Annotated in this window: 10 protein-coding genes; 5 read left to right on the forward strand and 5 right to left on the reverse strand. The window is 70.2% G+C overall.

The window, feature by feature from the left end:
• From A5691_RS02405 to A5691_RS02420, 4 genes are all read left to right on the forward strand, one after another.
• Window positions 1-798: thioredoxin domain-containing protein (locus tag A5691_RS02405; protein WP_156734756.1), on the forward strand; the 798-nt coding region annotated here is incomplete at its 5' end.
• 6 nt (window positions 799-804) lie between these two features.
• Window positions 805-1,629, forward strand: coding sequence for a DUF1707 domain-containing protein (locus A5691_RS02410; protein WP_067747955.1), 825 nt, complete (start codon window positions 805-807; stop codon window positions 1,627-1,629).
• A 110-nt stretch (window positions 1,630-1,739) separates the two neighbouring features.
• Entirely contained in the window at window positions 1,740-3,245 is a 1,506-nt protein-coding gene (locus A5691_RS02415; protein WP_068266402.1) for a serine/threonine-protein kinase, read from the forward strand.
• Window positions 3,246-3,416: 171 nt separating this feature from the next.
• Window positions 3,417-4,382 (forward strand): SPFH domain-containing protein, encoded by a 966-nt coding sequence (locus tag A5691_RS02420; RefSeq protein ID WP_197504910.1) that lies wholly within the window; start codon window positions 3,417-3,419, stop codon window positions 4,380-4,382.
• A 56-nt stretch (window positions 4,383-4,438) separates the two neighbouring features.
• Here A5691_RS02420 and A5691_RS02425 read toward each other — a convergent pair whose 3' ends face one another.
• The 4 genes from A5691_RS02425 to A5691_RS02440 form a co-directional block, all read right to left on the reverse strand.
• The gene (locus tag A5691_RS02425; RefSeq protein WP_068016361.1) at window positions 4,439-6,616 is read right to left on the reverse strand and encodes a glutamine synthetase III; all 2,178 of its coding nucleotides are present in this window, start codon (window positions 6,614-6,616) and stop codon (window positions 4,439-4,441) included.
• Between the two features lie 107 nt (window positions 6,617-6,723).
• Window positions 6,724-8,205, reverse strand: coding sequence for an MFS transporter (locus A5691_RS02430; RefSeq protein WP_068016364.1), 1,482 nt, complete (start codon window positions 8,203-8,205; stop codon window positions 6,724-6,726).
• Between the two features lie 54 nt (window positions 8,206-8,259).
• The gene (ngg, locus tag A5691_RS02435) at window positions 8,260-10,050 is read right to left on the reverse strand and encodes an N-acetylglutaminylglutamine synthetase (RefSeq protein ID WP_068016365.1); all 1,791 of its coding nucleotides are present in this window, start codon (window positions 10,048-10,050) and stop codon (window positions 8,260-8,262) included.
• Window positions 10,047-11,852 carry an N-acetylglutaminylglutamine amidotransferase gene (locus tag A5691_RS02440; RefSeq protein WP_068016369.1) on the reverse strand — a complete coding sequence of 602 codons (1,806 nt, stop codon included), beginning with the start codon at window positions 11,850-11,852 and terminating at the stop codon, window positions 10,047-10,049. Before A5691_RS02440 ends, ngg begins: the two co-directional genes overlap by 4 nt.
• A 460-nt stretch (window positions 11,853-12,312) precedes the next feature.
• Between A5691_RS02440 and A5691_RS02445 the strand changes: the two genes are divergently transcribed.
• A complete protein-coding gene (locus A5691_RS02445) occupies window positions 12,313-12,639 on the forward strand; it encodes a DUF732 domain-containing protein (RefSeq protein WP_067890147.1) in 327 nt (108 codons plus the stop codon).
• A 10-nt stretch (window positions 12,640-12,649) separates the two neighbouring features.
• Here the strand turns inward: A5691_RS02445 and A5691_RS02450 are convergent.
• Window positions 12,650-21,570, reverse strand: an 8,921-nt coding sequence (locus A5691_RS02450) for a non-ribosomal peptide synthetase (protein ID WP_156734757.1), incomplete at its 5' end; no start/stop codon positions are given.

A 21,570-nucleotide genomic window follows, 5' to 3' on the forward strand; every position in this document is an offset into this window, starting at 1 on the left:
GGCGGCGCGACGCCCGCGGTGCTCGGGCCCCAGGTGGGGGCGCCTCCCCATCCCGTCGGCTGGGGCGTCGGGCCGCCCTGGGGGCAACCGCCGCGGCCGAGCAGGAAGCCCTGGCTGTGGGTGGGCGTCGCGGCCACCGCCCTGGTGGCCATCGTGGGCGTCGCGCTCGCCGTCGTCCGGCCCTGGGAATCGGCGCCCCCGCCGGAGCCGACGAAGCCACCGCCGCCCGCGGACGCCGTCGCGCTGCGGGTGCTCGACGACGGTGTGTTCGTGGGCAGCTCGGCCGCATCGACCACCATCGACATCTTCAACGAACCGATCTGCCCGCCGTGCGGCAGCTTCATCCGGTCGAACGCGGGCGACATCGACACCGCCGTGAACAACAAGAAGCTCGCGGTGCGCTATCACCTGCTCGACTTCCTCGACGACAAGTCGCACAGCAAGAACTACTCGACCCGGGCGGTGGCCGCGTCGTACTGCGTCGCGGCGCAGAGCGACCCCAAGACGTACACCGCTTTCTATTCGGGCCTGTTCGCCAGCAACTTCCAGCCGGCGGAGGACGCCGCCGAGGACCGCACCGACGGCGAACTGGCCCAGCTGGCCAAGAACGTCGGCGCGGACGCCGACGTGCTGACGTGCATCAAGTCCGGGGACGACGTCGGCACGGGCAAGGCGAAATCCGCGGCCGGTTACGCGACGCTGTCCGGGCTCAACGCCAACTCGACCCCGTTCGTGTGGGACGGCACCGCGTCGGTGAACTACTCCGACCCGACCTGGCTGACCAAGCTTCTCGGGTAGCGGGCGATGATCGATGACACCCGGGCCAGCGACAACGACCGCAACCGGACCTGCGAGGCGCTCGACGCGGCGCTCGGCGACGGTCAGTTGTCGACCGAAGAGCACCGCGAGCGGGTAAGCGCCGCCACCAGGGCCACGACGCTGCGCGAGCTGCGGTCGCTGGTGGCCGACCTGCAGATCCACCCGGCCGCCGAGCGAGCTCCGTCGTCACCCGCGGGAATCAACAGGCGCCGGGCCGGGATTGCCGCGGCCGTCGCGCTGGTGCTGATCGGCGGCGGCATCGCCTGGGGACTGCAACGCGACACCCCTTCGGCCCCGGCGCCATCCGCCGCCCCGAGTGCGGCCCCCAGCAGCTCCGCGGCCATGACCACCACCCCGACGCCTCCGCCGCCACAGCTGTTGAGCCTGAGCGGGGTGAGCGGCGTGCTGGCGCAGATGCGGACGCAGTTCGGCGACACGCTGGGTTACCAGCTGAACATCTACCAAACCCAGGTCGTGGTCATGCGTCCGGACACCGCGAACCCCCAGAAGGTGGTGAGTTGGCTGGGCCGCGACGGCAATTGGGCCAGCGTCGGCCCCGAGAACGCGGTGTCCTCCCGCTTGGTGGTCGGTGACCTCAGCAAGTTCGACGTGCAGGCGGTCGTCGACGTCGTGCAGCAGGCGCCGCAGACCCTGCACATCTACGACGCCAACCGGATCTTCCTGGCGATCGAGTCCCGCAAGGACGGCGGCTTGCACCTACAGATCAGCGTCAGCGACGGGGCCCTCAGCGGCACCATCGTGCTCGCCCCGGACGGCACCGTCACGCAGGTCGCTCCCCCCGTGCACTGATCGCGGCGGCCCGCCGTCGCGCGGCCGACGTCTGCCGGGTCGATGTTGTACGTTTCTGCGGTGAGATCGGTGTGCGCTCACCGCCACGGTCCGTCGACGGGAGGCACTCGATGACCGGCGGCCAGGGCTCGCGGGTGGGGACGATGTTCGGCCCCTACCACCTCAAGCGCCTGCTCGGCCGCGGCGGGATGGGCGAGGTCTACGAGGCCGAGCACACCGTCAAACAGTGGACGGTGGCGCTCAAGCTGATGTCGCACACGTTCAGCCAGGATCCGGTGTTCCGCAAGCGAATGGAACGCGAGGCGCGGATCACCGGCCGGCTGCTGGAGCCGCACGTGGTGCCCATCCACGACTACGGCGAGATCGACGGGCAGCTGTACCTGGAGATGCGCCTCATCGAGGGCATCGACCTGGGCAGCCTGCTGGAACGGGAGGGCCCGCTGCCGGCGTCGCGGGCGGTGGCCATCGTCCACCAGGTCGCCGCCGCCCTGGACGCCGCGCATGCCGCCGGGGTGACCCACCGCGACGTCAAACCGCAGAACATCCTGATCACCGGCGACGACTTCGCCTATCTCGTCGACTTCGGCATCGCCAGCGCCAAGTCCGACGAGAAGCTCACCCAACTGGGCACCGCCGTCGGCACCCTGAAATACATGGCGCCCGAACGGTTTTCGAGTGAAGAGGTGGCCCCCCGCGCCGACGTCTACGCGCTGGCCTGTGTGCTCTACGAGTGCCTGACCGCGACCCCGCCCTACCCCGCCGACAGCACCGGCATGCTGGTCAGCGCCCACCTGATGCAACCCATTCCCAAACCGAGCGAACAAGGCTCGGGGGTGAGCCCGGCGTTCGACGCCGTGATCGCAGGCGGCATGGCCAAAACCCCGATCGAGCGCTACCCGACCGCCGGCGCCCTCGCCGCGGCCGCGCACCGGGCGCTCAGCAGCCCGGAACGCCAACGCGCCGAGACCATCCTGCGGGACAGCGAAATCGTCTCTCCCGCAATCGGATTACAGCACCGTTCCGCACCGCCCAAGCGCAACCGCTGGCCGATCGTGGCCGCCGCAGTGGCGGTGGTCGTCGCCCTGTGCGCCGTCGGCATCTGGCTTGCGCTGAAACCGTCCGGCCAGCGGCACGCCAAGGCGACCGTGGCGAAAACCCCGCCGCCGTCCAGCATCGCCCCCAACGACGACCAGGCGCGGCTGATCAGCCTGCTGCCACCCGGCTACCTGGCCGGCACCTGCACGCCGGCCACCCCGGAGTCGGGCAGCATCTGGGTGCACGCGGTCGCGATGGTGACCTGCGGGCAGAACACCCAGCCCGGCGGCCCCAGCCACGCCACCTACGGGCTGTTCGCCACGCCCAACAAGCTGAAGAAGGCCTTCAACGACGACATCGCCAACGTCAGCCTGGTGAACTGCCCCGGCGAGGGACGCTCGCCCGTCAGCTGGCACTACGACCAGACTCCCAACGACATGGCCGGCCTGATCGCCTGCGGCACCTACAACAACCACCCGAACGTGATCTGGACCAACGACGAGAAGCTCATGCTCAGCGACGTCTCCGGCGACCCCGCCACCGTCGAGGACCTGCATACCTGGTGGGACGCCTACGGCTGACCCGTGAGGTCGAGCGCGAGATCCCACTGTCCGCCCGCTGGCTGCGGGGTACGCTCACCCGGACCGGCCTAAAGGGGTGCCACATGGTGCTTTTCACGCTCTTCGGTTCGCCGTACGCTCGCCCCCTGTCAAGCAATTCCCGCCGGATCTCAATTCAAGGAAAGGAATGTCGTGCCTGGCTGGTGGATTTTGGCGATCCTGTTCTTCCTGGCGGCAATCGCGGCCCTCACCGCGAGCGCCTTGCTCGGCAGCAAGACGAGGTTGACGTGGTGGGCGATCACGGCGAGCGCCGCTTTGTTCGGCGTGATCTTCACGCTGATCAGCGCCTACGACCGGGTAGACACCCGCAACGTCGGAATCATCACCGAATTCGGCAAGCCGGTGGGGGTGCACGGCGCGGGGATCGTCTGGCATGCGCCGTGGCGCAAGGTCAGTGAGCTCTCGGAAGCGATCCAGTTGCAGGCGTTTGAATCCAACAGCTACGACGACGCCAGCCAGGGCAAAGGTGCGAACAACAACCCGGCGGCCATCAACGTCCGGCTGGCCAACAACTCCACCGCCTACGTCGATGAAAACCTGAACTGGCGGCTGCGCGAGGGTGCCGCCCCCAAGCTGTTCCAGGATTACGGCGGGGCCAACGTATTCCAGACGATCAAAGAGCAATTGGTGGACCGGCAGGCCCAAGTCGCGTTGTCCAAGGTGTTCGCGACGTTCAACCCGCAGGTCATGCTGGCGGCCGCGGCGAACGCGCCGGGCGGGGCGACGCAAATGCCCGCGCCGGCCCAGGGCGCGGACTTACCCGCGATGGCCGCCCAGGTCAAAAAGGACCTGCAGGACGCGGTGGGCTCGGAGATCGAGATCCTCGACGTCCGGATTCCGAGGATCTTCTATGACCAGCCGACCCAGCAACGGATCGATGCCTACAACCAGAAGGTTCAGGAGACGATCAACGCCCAGCAGGACGTCAAGACCGCCGAGCAGAATCGGTTGGCCGCCGAGCAGCGCGCCAACCAGCCGCCACCGGATCTGCGGATCGCGATCTTCAACTGCCTGAACGACCAGGTCAAGAACGGGCGCGACCCGGCTGGGTGCTGGGGTCAGATCGGTGGTCAGCCGCTGGTGCAGGTGCCGCGTTGAACCCGTTGGCGCTGAAGGCCTGCAGTGCAACACGACTTGGCGGGTGAACTCGTCTCTCAGAGGATGTAGAGCATCTCCTGGTAGGTCGGCAGCGGCCACAGGTCGTCGGCCACAACGCCTTCCAGCGCGTCGGCGGCGGCACGCACCGCGTCCATCGCCGGCAGCAGCGCCGCCTGGGCGTGCTTGGCCTCCTCGAGCGCCGATTCCGCCGAATGCTCGGACAGCGCCGCCCTGAGCGTCGACAGCGCGGCGGTGAGGTCGTTCAGCGGGGCCGAAACCGCTTCCAGCGCGGCCGTGTTCGGCTCCACTCCGGCGGCCTTCAACGTCGCGACGTTTCCGGCCAGCTCGGTCTGGTAGCGCAGCGCGGCGGGCAGGATGACCGTCGTACCGATCTCCAGGGCCAGCTTCGCCTCCACACCGATCGTGAGCGCGTAATGCTCGAGCCGGACCTCGTAGCGGCTGTGCAGCTCGCGTTCGTTGAAAACCCCGTACTTCTCGAAGACTTCGACCGATTCCGGCTTGATGAGTTCCGGAATGGCGTCCAGCGTCGTCTTGAGGTTGGGCAATCCGCGCTCGGCCGCCTCGATCTGCCAGTTCTCCGAATACCCGTCGCCGTTGAACACGACCGCGCCGTGATCGGTGATGATCTCGGTGAGCAGCTTCTGCACCGCGGCGTCGAAGTCCTCGCCGTCCTCGACCGCCTTTTCCAAAATCGTTGCGATGTAGTCGAACGAGTCGGCCATGATCGTGTTGAGGACGATCATCGGCACGGCGACCGTCTGCCCCGAGCCCGGCGCCCGGAACTCGAACCGGTTGCCGGTGAACGCGAACGGGCTGGTGCGGTTCCGGTCGCCGGGATCGGTCGGCAGCGGCGGCAGGGTGTCGACGCCGATGATCATGGTGCCCTTGCCCTTTGACGAGGTGGCCGCGCCCTTGGCGATCTGCTCGAAGACGTCGGCGAGCTGCTCGCCGAGGAAGATCGAGATGATCGCGGGCGGCGCCTCGTTGGCGCCCAGCCGGTGGTCGTTGGTGGCCGAGGCGACCGAAACGCGAAGCAGGCCGGCGAACTTGTGGACGGCGCGGATCACCGCGGCGCAGAACACCAGGAATTGGGCGTTCTCGTGTGGCGTGTCGCCGGGCACCAGCAGCGAACCCAGCTCGGCGTTGCCCACCGAGAAGTTGACGTGCTTGCCCGAGCCGTTGACGCCGGCGAACGGCTTCTCGTGGAAAAGGCACTCCATGCCGTGCTTTTTGGCCAGCGTCTTGAACACCGTCATCAGCAGCTGCTGGTGGTCGGAGGCGATGTTGGCCCGCTCGAACATCGGGGCCACCTCGAACTGCCCGGGGGCGACCTCGTTGTGCCGGGTCTTGGCCGGGATGCCGAGTTTGAACAGCTCCCGTTCGGTGTCCATCATGAAGCCGAGCACCCGTTCGGGCACCGACCCGAAGTAGTGGTCGTCGAATTCCTGGCCCTTGGGCGGCTTGGCGCCGAACACCGTCCGCCCGGCGTTGATCAGGTCGGGCCGCGCCAGGAAGAAGTGCCGGTCGACGAGGAAGTACTCCTGCTCGGGCCCGCAGAACGACACCACCTTGTTGAGGTCCTTGTGGCCGAACAGCGTCAGGATGCGTTCGGCGTGGATGCCCATCGCCTGCTGGCTGCGCAGCAGCGGCGTCTTGTAGTCGAGCGCCTCACCGGTCATCGAGACGAACACCGTCGGGATGCACAGCGTGTTGCCGTTCGGGTTCTCCAGCACGTAGGCGGGGCTGGTCACGTCCCAACCGGTGTAGCCGCGCGCCTCGAAGGTGCTGCGCAGCCCGCCCGACGGGAAGCTGGAGGCGTCCGGCTCGCCCTGGATCAGGGTCTTCCCGGCGAACTCGGCGAGGGTCTGCCCATCGGAGACGGGCTCGAGGAAGCTGTCGTGCTTCTCGGCGGTCAGCCCGGTCATCGGGTAGAAGACGTGCGCGTAGTGGGTAGCGCCCTTCTCGAGCGCCCAATCCTTCATCGCGACCGCGACCGCATCGGCGACCGCGGGGTCCAGCTTGGCGCCCTTGTCGATGGTCGCCACGATCGACTTGTACACCGCCTTGGGCAGCCGCGCCTGCATCTCCGCCTTGGTGAAGACGTTGGACCCGAAGATCTCCCCGGGCAGCTCGCCCGGGACGAAGCTGACGGCGGGGGGAACGTATCCCTCGACATTGTTGATCGCCTGAAGGCGGACCGCGTTACCGCTCAATGGAATTCCTATCGCTGATTGGGCCCCCGTCTGGTGGACCGACTCACACTAGGAACTTCCGATGGCGAATTTGTTACGCGCGCGTCACCGGTATCGCCGCGATGGTTTCAAACAGAAGACGGCCCGCGGTCGCCGGCCTCGGTGTCGTCCACCGTCAACGGCAGGGCGAGCTCTTCCAGCGGGCGCCGTTCGGCGGCGATCCCGAGCCGCAATTCGACCAGGCCGGCGATCGCCATGACCGCGGCGCCCGTCAGGAACGACCACATCACCTGCCCGCGTTCCCCGGAGTTGATCAGCTGCCCGAACAGCAGCGGGCCGGTGATGCCGCCGATCGCGGTCCCCACCGCGTAGAAGAACGCGATCGCCAGCGCCCTGGTCTCCATCGGGAAGATCTCGCTGACCGTCAGGTAGGCCGCGCTGGCGCCCGCCGACGCCAGGAAGAACGTGACCGCGAGGACGCCGATGAACGCCCAGACGCCGCCGGTCTGGGTCACGAACAGGATGGCGAGGGCGACGGCGACGACGGCGGAGCCGATGTAGGTGGCCGTGATCATCGGCTTGCGGCCCACGGTGTCGAAGAGGTGGCCGAGCGCCAGCGGACCGACGAAATTGCTCAGCGCCCACAGGATGAAGAACAGCGGCACCTTCCCCGACGGCACGCCGTAGAACCCGCTCAACAGCGTGCCCAGATTGAACGTCACGCCGTTGTAGAGGAATGCCTGCCCGGTGAACAACGCCAGCCCCAGGATCGCGCGCTGCGGGTAGAGCCTGAAGGCGACCCGGGCGATTTCGCGGAACGAGATCGTTTCGCGCTGACGGATTTTGAGCCCGCGCCCGTGCGGCTCGGGCAGGGGTTCACCGATCTCGCGCCGCACCGCCTCCTCGATCTCGCCGACGACCCGCTCGGCCTCCTCGTCGCGGCCGTGGATGAACAACCACCGCGGGCTCTCGGGGACGTTGCGCCGGACGAGGAGCACGAAGATGCCGAAGATGGCGCCGACGCCGAAGGCCAGCCGCCAGCCGATGTTGGGCGCGAAGTTCGACGTGTCGAGCAGGACGAGCGCGCCGGCCGCCCCGGCCGCCGAACCGAGCCAGTAGGTCCCGTTGATGATCAGGTCGACGCGGCCGCGCAGGCGGGCGGGGATCAACTCGTCGATGGCCGAATTGATCGCGGCGTATTCGCCGCCGATGCCGGCCCCGGTGAAGAACCGCGCGACGAAGAAATACCAAGGGGCGAAGGCGAATGCGGTCGCGACGGTGGCGGCCAGGTAGACCGCCAAGGTGAGCATGAACAGGTTGCGCCGCCCGAAGCGGTCCGTCAGGTGGCCGAAGAACAGCGCGCCCAGGCACGCCCCGGCGATGTAGAACGCGGCCGCCATGCCGATCTGCGCGGCGTCGAGGTCGATGCCGCTGCCCTTCTCCGTGAGGCGTGCGGACACGTTGCCCACCATCGTGACCTCGAGCCCGTCCAGGACCCACACCCCGCCCAGCCCGATGACGACGCGCCAGTGGAATCGCGACCACGGCAGCCTGTCCAGGCGCGCGGGCACGTGGGTGGTGATGGTTCCGGTTTGCACGCTTCCGCTCATCTGGCTCCTATCCGGGTGGCTTCAGAAGTACCCAAGCGAGGCGCTTCGCACGCCTCAGCCGCGGTCGGAGCGCGACTCCTCGGGGGTCCAGGCTTGCGGCTGGCCCGGGTGGCCGGGGAACAGGAAGTCGATGAAGGCCGCGGCGGTGGGCTGAGGTTCGTGGTTGGCCAGCCCGGGCCGTTCGTTGGCTTCGATGAAGGCGTACTCGGCGCCGGTGACGTCGGGCACCAGCAGGTCGATGCCCGTCACGGGGATGCCGATGGCCTCGGCCGCCGTGACCGCGACCCGGCACAGTTCGGAGTTCACCACGGCGGTGACGTCGTGGATGGTGCCACCCTGGTGCAGGTTGGCGGTGCGGCGGACGCGCAGGCGGGTGCCCTGGGGCAGCACGTCGTCCAGCGTCCAGCCCGCCTCGGCGACCGTCGACTCGGTGAGGTCGTCGAGCGGGATGCGGGATTCCCCTCCGGTGGCCGCGGAGCGCCGCCGGCTTTCGGCCGCGATCAGGTCGCGGATGCTGTGCTCGCCGGTGCCGATGATCTCGGGCGGCATCCGCAGCGCGGCGGCGACCACCCGGCCGTCGATCACCACCAGCCGCAGGTCGTCGCCCTGCACCCGCTGTTCGATCAGCACGTCCGGGTATTGCTGACGGGCCCGGGCCAGGGCGGCGGCCAGCTCTTCGGGACCGTTCTCGGCGGTCACGCCGACGGTGATGCCCTTGCCCTGCTCGCCGCGGGTCGGTTTGACGACGACCTCGCCGACCTCGGTGAGGAAGTTGTAGTCGCCCTCGTCGAAGGTGGCCAGGCGGGCGCGGGGCACCGTGATGCCCGCCTCGGAGACCAGGCGGCGGGTCAGGCGCTTGTCGTCGCAGCGGCACATGGCCACCGCCGAGGTGTATTCGGACAGCGATTCGCGGGTGACGACGCTGCGGCCGCCGTGGGTGAGGCGCATCTCGCCGGTTTCGGCGTCGAGCACCTCGACCCAGATGCCGCGGCGCAGCGCCTCGTCGGCAATGATCCGGGCGTAGGGGTTGAGGTCGTCGACCGTCTCGGGCGGCGGGCTGAACAGCGGCTCGTTGATCGCGTTCTTGCGCTTGATCGCCAGCACCGGGACCCGGACGAAGCCCAGCTTCTCGTACAGGCCGATGGCCGCGGCATTGTCGTGCGCGACGGACAGGTCCATGTAGGCGCGGCCCGCGCTGCGGAAGCGCTCCGCCAGCGCGCGGGTGAGGGCCGCGCCGATGCCGGGCAGCCCGGCCGCCGGGTCGACGGCCAGGGTCCACAGGCTCGACCCCTGCTCGGGATCGTCGAACAGCAACTCGTGGTCGACGCCGGTGACGGTGCCCACCACGGCGCCGTCCGTATCGCGCACGGCCAGCAGGTAGGTCACCGCGGGGACATTGAGGTGGTTGTTCCAGATCACGTCGACGCCGGCCGGGACCATCCCGCACCGCACGTAGACGCGGTTCATCGCGTCGGCGTCGACCGGGTCGTTCAGCGTGCGCACGGTCACGCCGACCGGCGCCGGGTCCTCCGTCTTCTTCGCGTCGGCGAAGCGCAGCCGATAGGTGTGGCTGGGGTCGATGAACAGCTCGGTCGGCGCTTCGGCGACGACCACGTGGGATTCGCGGGCGTAGATGCAGATGTCGCGGCGACCGGGCCCCTCCCGGCGCAGCGCCTCGACCAGTTGGCGGGCGTCGGCGAAGGTCTGGCCGAAAATCAGCCGGCCCCAGCCCAATTCGAGCTCGACATCCTTGGCCATCGCCTCCACCAGCTCCGGCGGCGAGGCGTCGTGCAGGCCCATCGTGATCGCCTCGGTGTGGTCGCCAGAGGGATCGGTTTCGGTCATGCCACCGGACCCGTGATGCCGTGCCGCTGCAGCCACAGTTCGAGCAGGGCGATCTGCCAGAGCTCGTTGCCGCGCAGCGGGGTCAGCTTGCCGTTGGGGTCGGCCAGGAGCGCGTCGACCGCCTCGGTGCGAAACAGGCCGCGCTCCTTGGCCACCGGCGCGTAGAGGGCGTCGCGCACCATGTCGAGGTAGGGCCCCTCGAGGTGGGTCAGCGCCGGAACCGGGAAGTAACCCTTGGGCCGGTCGATGACCTCCGATGGAATCACCCGTCGCGCGGCCTGTTTGAGGACGCCCTTGCCCTCGTGGGCGATCTTCAGCTCCGGCGGGCAGGTCGCCGCCAGCTCCACGAGCTCGTGGTCGAGGAACGGGACCCGACCCTCCAGGCCCCAGGCCATGGTCATGTTGTCGACCCGTTTCACCGGGTCATCCACCAGCATGACGGTGGTGTCCAGCCGCAGCGCGCGATCGACGCCCGTCTCGGCGCCGGCGCGCGCGAAGTGCTCTGTGACGAAGCGCTCGCTGGGGTCATCCGGGGCCATGATGCCCGGGCCCAGCAGACCCGCCATTTCGGCGGAATCGCGGTCGAAGAACGCGCCGCGGTACTCGGCGACCGAGCCTTCCAGCGACGCCGCGGCCGGCGAGCCCATCGGCGGGTACCAGTGGTAGCCGGCGAAGACCTCGTCGGCGCCCTGGCCGGACTGCACGACCTTCACGTGCCGCGCCACTTCCTGGCTGAGCAGGTAGAAGGCGACGCAGTCGTGGCTGACCATCGGCTCGCTCATCGCGCCGATCGCCCCGTCGAGCGCGGGCAGCATCCGCTCGGTTCCGATGCGGATCTGGTGGTGGTCGGTTTCGAAGCGCCGGGCGATGATGTCCGACCACCGGAACTCGTCGCCCTCGACGCCACCGGCCGACTCGAAGCCGATGGAGAAGGTCATCAGGCCGTGCTGGCCGGCCTCGGCGAGCAGGCCGACGATCAGGCTGGAGTCGACACCGCCGGACAACAGGCAGCCGACCGGCACGTCGGCGACCAACCGGCGCTTGACCGCGACGCGGAGCGCGTCCAGCACCGCCTCTTCCCAGTCGGTTTCCGACCAGGCGGCGCGGTCGTCGTGCCGGGTGAAGTCGGGGGTCCAGTAGGTGGTGATGGTGCGCCGGCCGTCGGGCTCGATCGCGACGAGCGACGCGGGCGGCACCTTGCGGACCCCGCGCAGGATGGTCAGCGGCGCCGGGACCACCGAGTGGAAGGTCATGTAGTGGTGCAGGGCGACCGGGTCGATGCGGGTGTCCACGCCGCCGCCGGCCAACAGCGCCGGCAGGGCCGAGGCGAACCGGATCCGGTGGCTGTCCTCGGTCAGGTAGAGCGGCTTGATCCCCAGCCGGTCCCGGCCCAGCAGCACCCGGCCGCTGTCGCGCTCGACGATGGCGAAGGCGAACATGCCGTGCAGGTGGCTGACGAAGTCATCGCCCCAATGCCGGTAGGCCTTGATGAGGACCTCGGTGTCGCTGTGCGAGAAGAACCGGTAGCCGTGTCCGGTGAGTTCGCGGCGCAACTCCTTGTAGTTGTAGATGCAGCCGTTGAAGGCGATGGCCAGGCCCAGCTCCGAGTCGACCATCGGCTGGGCGCCGGCTTCGCTGAGATCGATGATCTTGAGCCGACGATGACCGAGCGCGACGCGCCCCTGTGACCAGGTGCCGGACGCGTCCGGGCCCCTCCGGGTCATCACGGCGGCCATTGCGGACACCGCTGCTACGTCGGGCACCCGCCCGTCGAGCCTTACCTCCCCGGTGACTCCGCACACTCCTTGGACCATACCGAAGGCGGTTGCCGCGCGCCCGAACGGCCACTGTGAAATGCGTCGTCGCGGGCTGCGGGGCGCCTTGGGAGGTGAAACCGCCGCCGGCCCTCGGGTCCCGAGCAAACAAGCGCACCGGAGAACCGCTTTTGGGTTGCGACGCTCCCCCGCCTGTTAATTGTTGGTTGCGCTCTGCTCTCGTGTTTCGCCCCGCGCGCACCGCCATTCGCATCCGCCCGGTCGCATGGTTCGATGGTGACGAGATCGAAGATGTTGTAAGACAACCGGTTTCGGTGGGATTCCCGCGGCGACCGCTCGGCGCGTTGCGGCGACGACCCTGACTTCAGGGCCGGTTCGTGTGAGGTGGTGGGCTCAGCGGCGCCGAGAAAGATGCGCCGGTTCTGGTTACGGTGCAGCCACCCTGATGACACCCCGTCGTCACTTTGAGGAAGTCCGTGAGAGCCGAATGAATGCGCATGCCGGGATGTGGCGGGCGGTCGGTGCGGCGGCCGCGGGGGCCGCAGTGTATTTCGCCGCGCCCGCTTCGGCCGATCAAATCGACGATTCATTCCTCGCGGAGATTCAGCGGAACGGGATCGTCTTCACCGATCGTGGGGCCGCGATCACGGCGGGGCACAACATGTGCGCCGGACTCGACAAGGGCAAGTCGCCAACCTCGTTGGTGCTCAACGTCGTTCGGGCCACCGACCTGTCGGCACACGAGGCCGGCTACCTGCTCGGCGCTTCCGTGGCCTCGTATTGTCCCCAGCACCGGGCCACCATCGGCAATTAGCGCGGCCCGGTCACCCGGCGCGCTCGCCGGGCAGCTTGTCGTCCCGAGCGCCATGCTGACCGCCGTGGGCCAGTTCGAGCCGGCGTTCCGCGAGGACCAGCAGATGCCTGAGCCGTTGGCCGTACAGGCCCACCGATTCCGCGGTCAGCATGTCGTCGTGGCCGCAGTCGATCGAGTAGGTGAGGATCTCACCGGAGACATGGGGCCGCCAGGACCGCGACAGGAACGCGCTGCGCTCGGCGTCGTCCCGCGCTGCGGAGACGACGGTGATGTCCCCGTTGAAGACCCGCGGGCGGTGGGACCGGTACCGCTCGACGTTCTTACGCAGGTTGTGGGTGAGCAGTTCGAAAAGCCGCTGGGATGACGAGGTCTCGGCCATCACCTGTTGCTCACCCAGGTCGTCGTCCGGCGAGGCGACGCCGTCGTCGATGGCGGGTTGGGCGTCGAGCAGGATCAGGCGGGCGACGACGCATCCGCGGCGCTGGAGTTCGACCGCGAGTTCGTGGGCGACGACGCCGCCGAACGACCAGCCGAGCAGGTTGTAGGGCCCGGCCGGGTACGCCTCCTGCACTCGATCGGCGTAGGTCTTTGCCATCTCCCGGATCGACCGGGGGTCGGCCTCGCGCTCGACCTGTTGGATCCCGATGATCGGGCAGTCCAGGTAGGTGCCGAGGACCTGATACGGCCAACTGACGCCGCCCGCGGGATGGATGCAGAACACCGGAACGCCTGCGCCCTGCTTCAAGGTCTGCACCGGGACGATCTCGTCGTCGGCGGCCGTGTCCGTGCCGAGGCGCCGGCTCAGGTCCCGCACCGTGGGCGCGTCGAACAGGGTGCGCACCGCCAGGTCGACGGCCAGCGCGCTGTTGACCGTGGCGATCAACCGCATCGCGGAGATGCTGTCGCCGCCCAGGTCGAAGAAGGAGTCGTCGACGCCGACCCGCTCGACACCGAGCACCCGGGCGAAGATGCCGGCGAGGATCTCCTCGCTGGCGCTGGACGGGGCCCGGTAGCCGCGGCCGGTGTACTCCGGTGCGGGCAGGGCGCGGGTGTCCAGCTTGCCGTTGGGGGTGAGCGGCAGCGCGTCGAGCGCGAGCACGGCCGCCGGGACCATGTAGACCGGGAGCCGTCCCGCGAGCGCGGTGCGCGCCTCGGCCGGGTCGGCTGTTCCGGTGACGTACCCGACCAGCCGTTTGTCGCCGGGGCGGTCCTCGCGCGCGATCACCGCCGCCTGGTCGACGCCGTCGAGCCGGGCCAGCGCGGCCTGGACCTCGCCCAGTTCGATGCGGTACCCGCGGATCTTCACCTGCTCGTCGGCGCGGCCGACGTACACCAGCTGACCGTCGGCGCCCCAGAGGACCAGGTCGCCGGTGCGGTACATCCGTGTCCCGGGCCCGCCGAACGGGCACGCCACGAATCGCGACCCGGTCAGGCCCGACCGCCCGGCGTAGCCGGTGGCCACGCCCGTGCCGGCCACGTACAGCTCGCCGACCACCCCGGGCGCCACCGGGCGCAGCCAGGCGTCGAGTGCGAACAATCCCGCGCCCGCCACCGGCGAACCGATCGGCGGTGGCCCCGAGCCCGCCGCGAGCGGCGCGCTGATGGCCACGCACATCGTGGTCTCCGTCGGGCCGTAGGCGTTGACCATCACCCGGCCCGGTGCCCAGCGATCGACCACCTCGGCCGGGCAGGCCTCGCCGGCCATCACCAGCGCCACCGATTCCAGCCCCGCCGGATCCAGTGTCGCCACCGCCGACGGCGTCTGGGTCAGCACGGTGACCCCTTCCTCGATCAGCAACGCGCGGAAGTCATCCGGCGAGCGCACCACCGACTCGGGCACCACCACCACGCGCCCTCCGCGCAGCAGCGGCGCGAAGATCTCCCACACCGACACGTCGAAGGCATAGGAGTGGCACTGCGTCCATACGCCGGGGTTGGGCAGGCCGGCGTCTAGCGAGCCGATCAGCCCGGTCACGTTGCGATGCGTGACCGCCACGCCCTTGGGCACCCCGGTGGTGCCCGAGGTGTAGATCACGTAGGCGACGTCATCGGCCGCGGGCGCCGGCGGCGGGGTGGGCGGATAGCCGTCGATCGACGGGTCCTCGATGTCGACGACCCGCACGTCGCGCTCGTCCAGCCGCGACCGCAATCCCCCGGTGGTGACCGCGGCGACCGGCGCCGCGTCCGCAAGCATGAATCGGATCCGCGCGCCCGGGGCGGCCGGGTCGATCGGCAGGTATGCCGCGCCCGTCTTGAGCACCGCCAGGATCGCCACGATCGCCTGGGCCGAACGCGAGAAGAGCAGGGCCACAGACTGTCCCGGCCCGGCGCCCTCGGCGATGAGCAGGCGCGCCAACCGGTTGGAGGCCTCGTCCAGTTCCCGGTAGCTCATGGACAGGTCGTCCCAGCCGATCGCCACGGCGTCCGGCTGGTGTGCCGCGTGCGCGGCGAACAGGTCCACGATCGACGCGGCGGCCGGCGCCGGCCGGGTGAGGGCGGCCCGGTTGCCGAGCGCGTCCAGGTGGGCCCGCTCCGGTGAGTCGAGCAGGTCCAGCGCAGACAGCCGCCGGGTGGGGTCGGTGGTCATGGCCACCAGCACCCGCTCCAGCCGCTTGGTCAGCGCGTCGATGGTGTGGGCGTCGAAGACGCCGGCGTCGTACTCCACGCGGAGGCCGAGCCGGTCCCCGGCCAGCGCGGCCTGGATCGTCAGCGGGTAGTGATTGCGTTCGAAGACGTTGAAGTCGGTGATGGACAGCTGGTGGTTGACCGCCATCGCGGACGTTTCCAGCGGATAGTTCTCGTAGGCGAACAGCGTGTCGAAGAGCTTGTCGTGACCGGTCATTCGGTGGATCTCGCTCAGCGACAGGTGCTCGTGCTCCAAGGTGTCGTTGTGTGCGCGCTGCAGCTGCTCGAGCAGGTCCGCGGTGCTGGTGGCCGGGGTGAGGCGGGCGCGCACCGGGATCGTGTTGATCAACAGGCCCACCATCGACTCGGCGCCGACCACGTCGGCCGAGCGGCCGGAGACCGTGGTGCCGAATGCGACGTCGTAGTTGCCCGTCAGCCAGGTCAGCAGTTGCGCCCACGCGGCCTGCAGCACCGTGCTGACGGTGCTCTGACAGGACCGGGCCAGCTCGCCGAGCGCGCGGGTGGTCTCGGCCGACACCGAGAATGTCGCAAGACCCCGGGCGCCCAGCTCCAGCTGGTGCGGCGGCCCGACCAGCGTCGGGGTGTCGAAGCCGGCGAGCACCTCGCCCCACGCCGCCCGGGCGGCGCCGAGGTCGCGATCGGCCAGCCACGTGACGAATCGGCGATACGGCGCCGGCGGGCCCAGCCGCTGTCCGGTGAGGCAGGCGAACGTCTCGTTCACCAGGATCGGCACGGACCAGCCGTCGAGCACGATGTGGTGAATGGTGAGTACCAGCCGGTGGCGGTCCCCGGCGGTGCGGATCATCGCGACCCGGAAGGCCGGCTGGTCGGCCAGGTCGTAGACGGCGGCGCGTTCGGCGGCGCAGAGCTCGCCGACCCGCTCGTCGGTGGCGTCGCCGGCGTCGAGCTCGGTGTAGCGCCACGCCATCGCCGGTTTCGCGGGAATGACCTGGATCGGCTCGTCGAACTCCTCGGAGAATCGGGCGACCAGGTGCGGGTGCCGGTCCACCACCGTCTGGACCGCGGCGCGCAGCCGGTCGGGGTCGAGCGGGCCGCTCACGCTCATGTCCAGCTGCACCACATACAGGTCGTCCTCGCGGGCCCGGGTGGTGGTGGCGTGGAAGAGCAGCCCCTGCTGCAGCGGGGTCAGCGGCAGCACGTCGGCGACCGGGTTGCGCCGCTCGAGCTCGTCGATCTGCTGCTGGGCCAGCCGGGCGGGCAGGATGTCCGACGGGGTCAGCCCGCCGCCCCCGGCTCGCACGTGGGCGCAGATGCCGGTCAGCGCCTCGAACCAGAGCCGGCTCAGCCTGGTGACCTGTTCGCGGTCCAGGGCCGACGGCGCCCACGTCCAGTTGGCGTGCAGCCGCGGGCCGGCCTCGGTGTCGGCGGTGCCCGCGTTGAGGTCCACGGTGTGCATCAGCGGCATCGGCACCGCCGTGCTGGTGCCGGTGATCGCCGAGCCGTCCCGCGAGATCCGCCACAGCTCGTCGGACATCTCGGCCGCCGCCCCGCCCAACCGGCCCAGGTAGTTGAAGCCGATCGTCGGGTCGGAGCCGTCCAGGTCGACCTCTGCGTTCAGGTAGCGCAGCAGCCCGTAGGTGAGCGGGTCGGGCAGCGCCCGCAACTGTTCCTTGGCGCGCTTGAGCACCGCGCCCAGCGCGGGAGCTCCGGAAAGCACTTGCGCCCAAGGCAATTCGTCTATCGACAACGACACCGGGTACTTGGTGGTGAACCAGCCGACGGTGCGCGAAAGGTCCGCGCCGGCGGCGAGCTCCTCATGGCGCCCGTGGCCCTCGACGTCGATGCCCACCGGGGCTCCGTCGCTGCCCAGGAACTGCGCCCACGCCAGCGCGTAGCCGATCAGCAGGATGTCGTTGACCCCGGCGTGGAACGCCGCCGGCGCCTCGCCGAGCAGGATGCGGGTGGTCCCCACGTCGAGTTCCACCGACAGGTGCTCGGCGGTCTCGTAGGTGTCGGTCTCGGGCCGGACCGGGGGCAGCGCGGGCGGGGTCGCCGCGATCCGCCGCCAGGCGTCGGCCCGCCCGATCACGGCCGGGGCGTACGCGTGCTCGCTCAGCAGCGCGGCCCAGCGGGCGAACGACGTGCCGCCCGGCGGCAACGCCACCTGCTGCCCGGCGCGACGCTGGGCCCACGCGATGTTCAAGTCCTCCAACAGGATTCGCCAGGACACGCCGTCGACGGCCAGGTGGTGGATGATCAGCACCAGCTGGCGGGTCGAGGTGCCCCACAGCGCGCTCACCATCACCCCGTCGGCCGGGTCCAGCCGGGACCGCGCCGCCACCACCGCCGCATCGGACAGCGCGTCGACCGTGCGCAGGCGGTCGGCGGCGTCCACCGCTCCCGCCTCGGGCACCGTCAACGACCAGTCGTCGCCGGCCCGCAGCCGCAGCATCGCGTGCCGGTCCAGCAGCGCCTGCAGCACCGCCACCACGTCGGCCTCGGTGACCCCGGCGGGCGCCTCGAGGACCATCGTCTGATTGAACTGGTCGACGGGACCGTGCACGGCCTGCAGCCACCGCATGATCGGGGTCGCCGGCAGTTCCCCTGTGCCCTCGTCGGTCTCGCGGACGTCGCCGACGGCCGCCGCGACCACGCGGGCCAGCCGGGAGACGGTCTGCTCGACGAAGATGTCGCGCGTGCGGCAGGCCAGGCCCGCGGCGCGCGCCCGGGTGACCACCTGCATCGACGAGATGCTGTCGCCGCCCAGGTCGAAGAAGGAGTCGTCGACGCCGACCCGCTCGACGCCGAGCACCTGGGCGTAGATGCCGGCCAGGGTCTCCTCGACCGGGGTGCTCGGGGCGCGGTAGCGGTCGGCGTCGGAGTATTCGGGCGCGGGCAGGGCGCGGGCGTCGAGCTTGCCGTTGGGGGTCAGCGGCAGCGCGTCGACCGCCACGACGGCCACCGGGACCATGTAGGCGGGCAGCCGATCGGCAAGGCGCGCGCGCAGGTCGGCGGGGTCCGCCGCCCCGGTGACGTAACCGACGAGGCGCTTATCGCCGGGCCGGTCCTCGCGGGCGACGACGGCCGCCTGCCGCACCCCCGGAAGCTCGGCCAGCGCCGCCCGGATTTCGCCGAGCTCGATGCGGTAGCCGCGAATCTTGACCTGTTCGTCGGCGCGCCCCAGGTACTGCAGCTGCCCGTCGGCGCCCCAGCGGACCAGGTCGCCGGTGCGGTACATGCGCGCCCCGGGGCCGCCGAACGGGCAGGCGACGAACCGCGACGCCGTCAGCCCCGCCCGTCGCCAGTAGCCGCGGGCGAGGCCGGCGCCGGCCACGTACAACTCGCCGACCACGCCGGGGGGCACCGGCCGCAGGAATTCGTCGAGCACGAACAGCGCCGCCCCGGCCACCGGGGAGCCGATCGGGACGACGGCGGATCCGGGGGTCAGGGGTGCGCTGATCGCCGCGTACACCGTGGCCTCGGTAGGCCCGTAGGCGTTGATCATCACGCGGTCGCGCGCCCACCGGTCGACCAGCTCGGCCGGGCAGGCCTCGCCGGCCACCACCAGCGCCGCGGACTCCAGCCCGCGTGGGTCCAACACCGTTGCCGCAGAGGGGGTTTGGCTCAGCACGCTGACTCCCTCGGCGACGAGGAGTGCGTGCAGGTCCTCCGGGGACCGGACCACGGCGTCGGGGACCACCACCAGGCGCCCGCCGCGCAGCAGCGCGCCGAAGATCTCCCACACCGACACGTCGAAGCCGTAGGAGTGCCACTGCGACCACACCCCACCGTCCGGCAGGACCGCGTCCACGGACGCCATCAGCCGGGTCACGTTGCGGTGGCTCACCGCAACGCCTTTGGGCACACCGGTGGTACCCGAGGTGTAGATGAGGTAGGCGATGTCCTCCGCGCTGGGCGCCGGCAACGCGGTGGCGGGCTGGGCGTCGACGGCGGGGTCGACCGCGTCGATGACCGGCACGTCGTGGTCGTCCAGGCGGACAGCCAGCTCGGTGGTGGTGAGCGCCGCGACCGGCGCGGCGTCGGCGAGCATGAAGCCGATCCGGGCCGCGGGGTGCGCGGGATCGATCGGCAGGTAGGCGGCGCCGGTCTTGAGCACCGCGAGGATCGCCACGATCGCCTCGGCCGAGCGGTGGAACAGCAGCGCCACGCATCGTCCCGGCCCGGCGCCGCGGCCGGCCAGCGCATGGGCCAACCGGTTGGCGGCCCGGTCGAGCTCGCCATAGCTCCACGACGAGCCGGCGCAGCTGAGCGCCAACGCATCCGGTGTGCGCGCGACCTGGGCGGCGAACGCCTCGGGAATCGACGCGGGCACGGGGTCCGGCGCGGTGAGCGCCGCCCGGTGGCCGATCGCGTCCAGCCGGGCGTGTTCGCCCGCGTCCAGCAGGTCGACCGACGACACCGACCGGGTCGGTTCGGTGGTCATCGTCGCGAGCACCCGCTGCAGGCGTCCGACCAGCGTCTCGACGCTGTCGGCGTCGAACACGTCGGTACGGAACTCGACCCGCCCGCCGATTCCGGCGGGCTCGTTCGCCTCGGTCCAGCGCTCGGCGAGCGAGAACGTCAGGTCCATGCGGGCGACCTGGGTGTCCAGCGGGATCGAACTGACCCGGACGTCGCCCAGCGCCAGTCCGGTCGCGGGGTCACCGTCCTGGCCGCCGAAGTTCTGCCAGGCCAGCATCACCTGGATCAGCGGGTGATGGGTCAGGCTCCGGGTCGGGTTGAGCCGCTCCACCAGCACCTCGAAGGGCACGTCCTGATGCTCGAAGGCCTCCAGGCTGCGTGTCCGCACCCGGTCCAACAGCTCGGCGAAAGTGGGGTCGCCGCCTAGCTCTTTCAGGTCGACCCGCAGGACCAGGGTGTTGACGAAGAAGCCGACCAGGTGGTCGAGGGCGGGGTCGCGGCGCCCGGCGATCGGGAAGCCGACCGCCACATCGCTGTTCGCGCTGACCTTGGACAGCAGCACCGCCAGGGCGGCCTGGACCACCATGAAGCTGGTCGCGTTGTGTTCGCGGGCGACCGCCGTGATCTGCTGCTGCAGGTCGGCCGGCCAGTCGATCGGAACGGTCGCGCCCCGCTGGTCGGCGACCTCGGGATAGGGCCGATCGGTGGGCAGCTGCAGCCGCTCCGGCATGCCGGCCAGGGTCTCTTCCCAGTAGGCCAGCTGACCGGCGATGCGGCTGTCGCGATCCTTCAGGTCGCCGAACTGGTCGCGCTGCCACAGGGTGTAATCGACGTATTGAACCGGCAATTCGGGCCAGCGGGGCGCTTCGCCCGCGCACCGGCTGGCGTACGCGACGCCCAGGTCGGCGGTCAGCGGCCGCAGCGACCACCCGTCGGCGGCGATGTGGTGCACGACGGCGACCAGCACGTGTTCGTCGTCGGCGACGCGGAACAGCCAGGCCCGCAGCGGGATATCGGTCGACAGGTCGAAGGTGTCACGGGCCGCGGCCTTGACGGCCTCGTCCAGCCGGCTCGCCGGCCAGCCGCCGGCGTCGACGACGTGCCAGCCGAAGTCGGCTCGCTCGGCGGGGATGACCACCTGCTGCGGTGTTCCGTCGGGTGCAGTGAAGACGGTCCGCAGGCTCTCGTGGCGGCCCACCACGTCGGCCAGGGCCGCTCCGAGCGCCTGGGCGTCGAGCGGGCCACGCAACCGCATGGCCGCCGCCATGTTGTAAACCGGTGAGGGGCCTTGCAATTGGTCGAGGAACCATAGCCGGCTCTGCGCGAAGGACAGTGGGACCACCGCGGGCCGTGGGCCGGCCACCAACGGCTCGAGCCCCCCGGCGCCCTCACCGACGCGGAGTGCCAGCTGTGCGACGGTGGGGGCCTCGAATACGGCGCGCACCGAGAGGTATTCGTCTAGGTCGGTGTTGACGGCGGCGATCAGGCGCATCGCCGAGATGCTGTCTCCCCCGAGGTCGAAGAACGATTGGTCGATGCCGACGCGGTCGACGCCGAGCACCTGCGCGTAAATGCCCGCGAGGATCTCCTCGGTGGGATTGGTCGGGGCCCGGTAACCCGAGGCCGTGTATTCCGGCGCCGGGAGCGCGCGGGTGTCGAGTTTGCCGTTGACCGTGACGGGCAGTGCCTCGAGCACCACGATCGCGGCCGGGATCATGTAGGCCGGTAGCCGTTCGGCCAGTGCGGTGCGGAGTTCGCTGGGGTCGGCGGTGCCGGTGAGGTAGCCCACGAGGCGTTTGTCGCCGGGGCGGTCCTGGCGCACGATGACCACCGCTTCGTCGACGCCCTCCAAAGCGGCGAGGGCCGAGCGGATCTCGCCGACCTCGATGCGGTAACCGCGAA

Origin of the sequence: Mycobacterium sp. E183, from assembly GCF_001667735.1 — a bacterium.
Lineage (GTDB): Bacteria > Actinomycetota > Actinomycetes > Mycobacteriales > Mycobacteriaceae > Mycobacterium.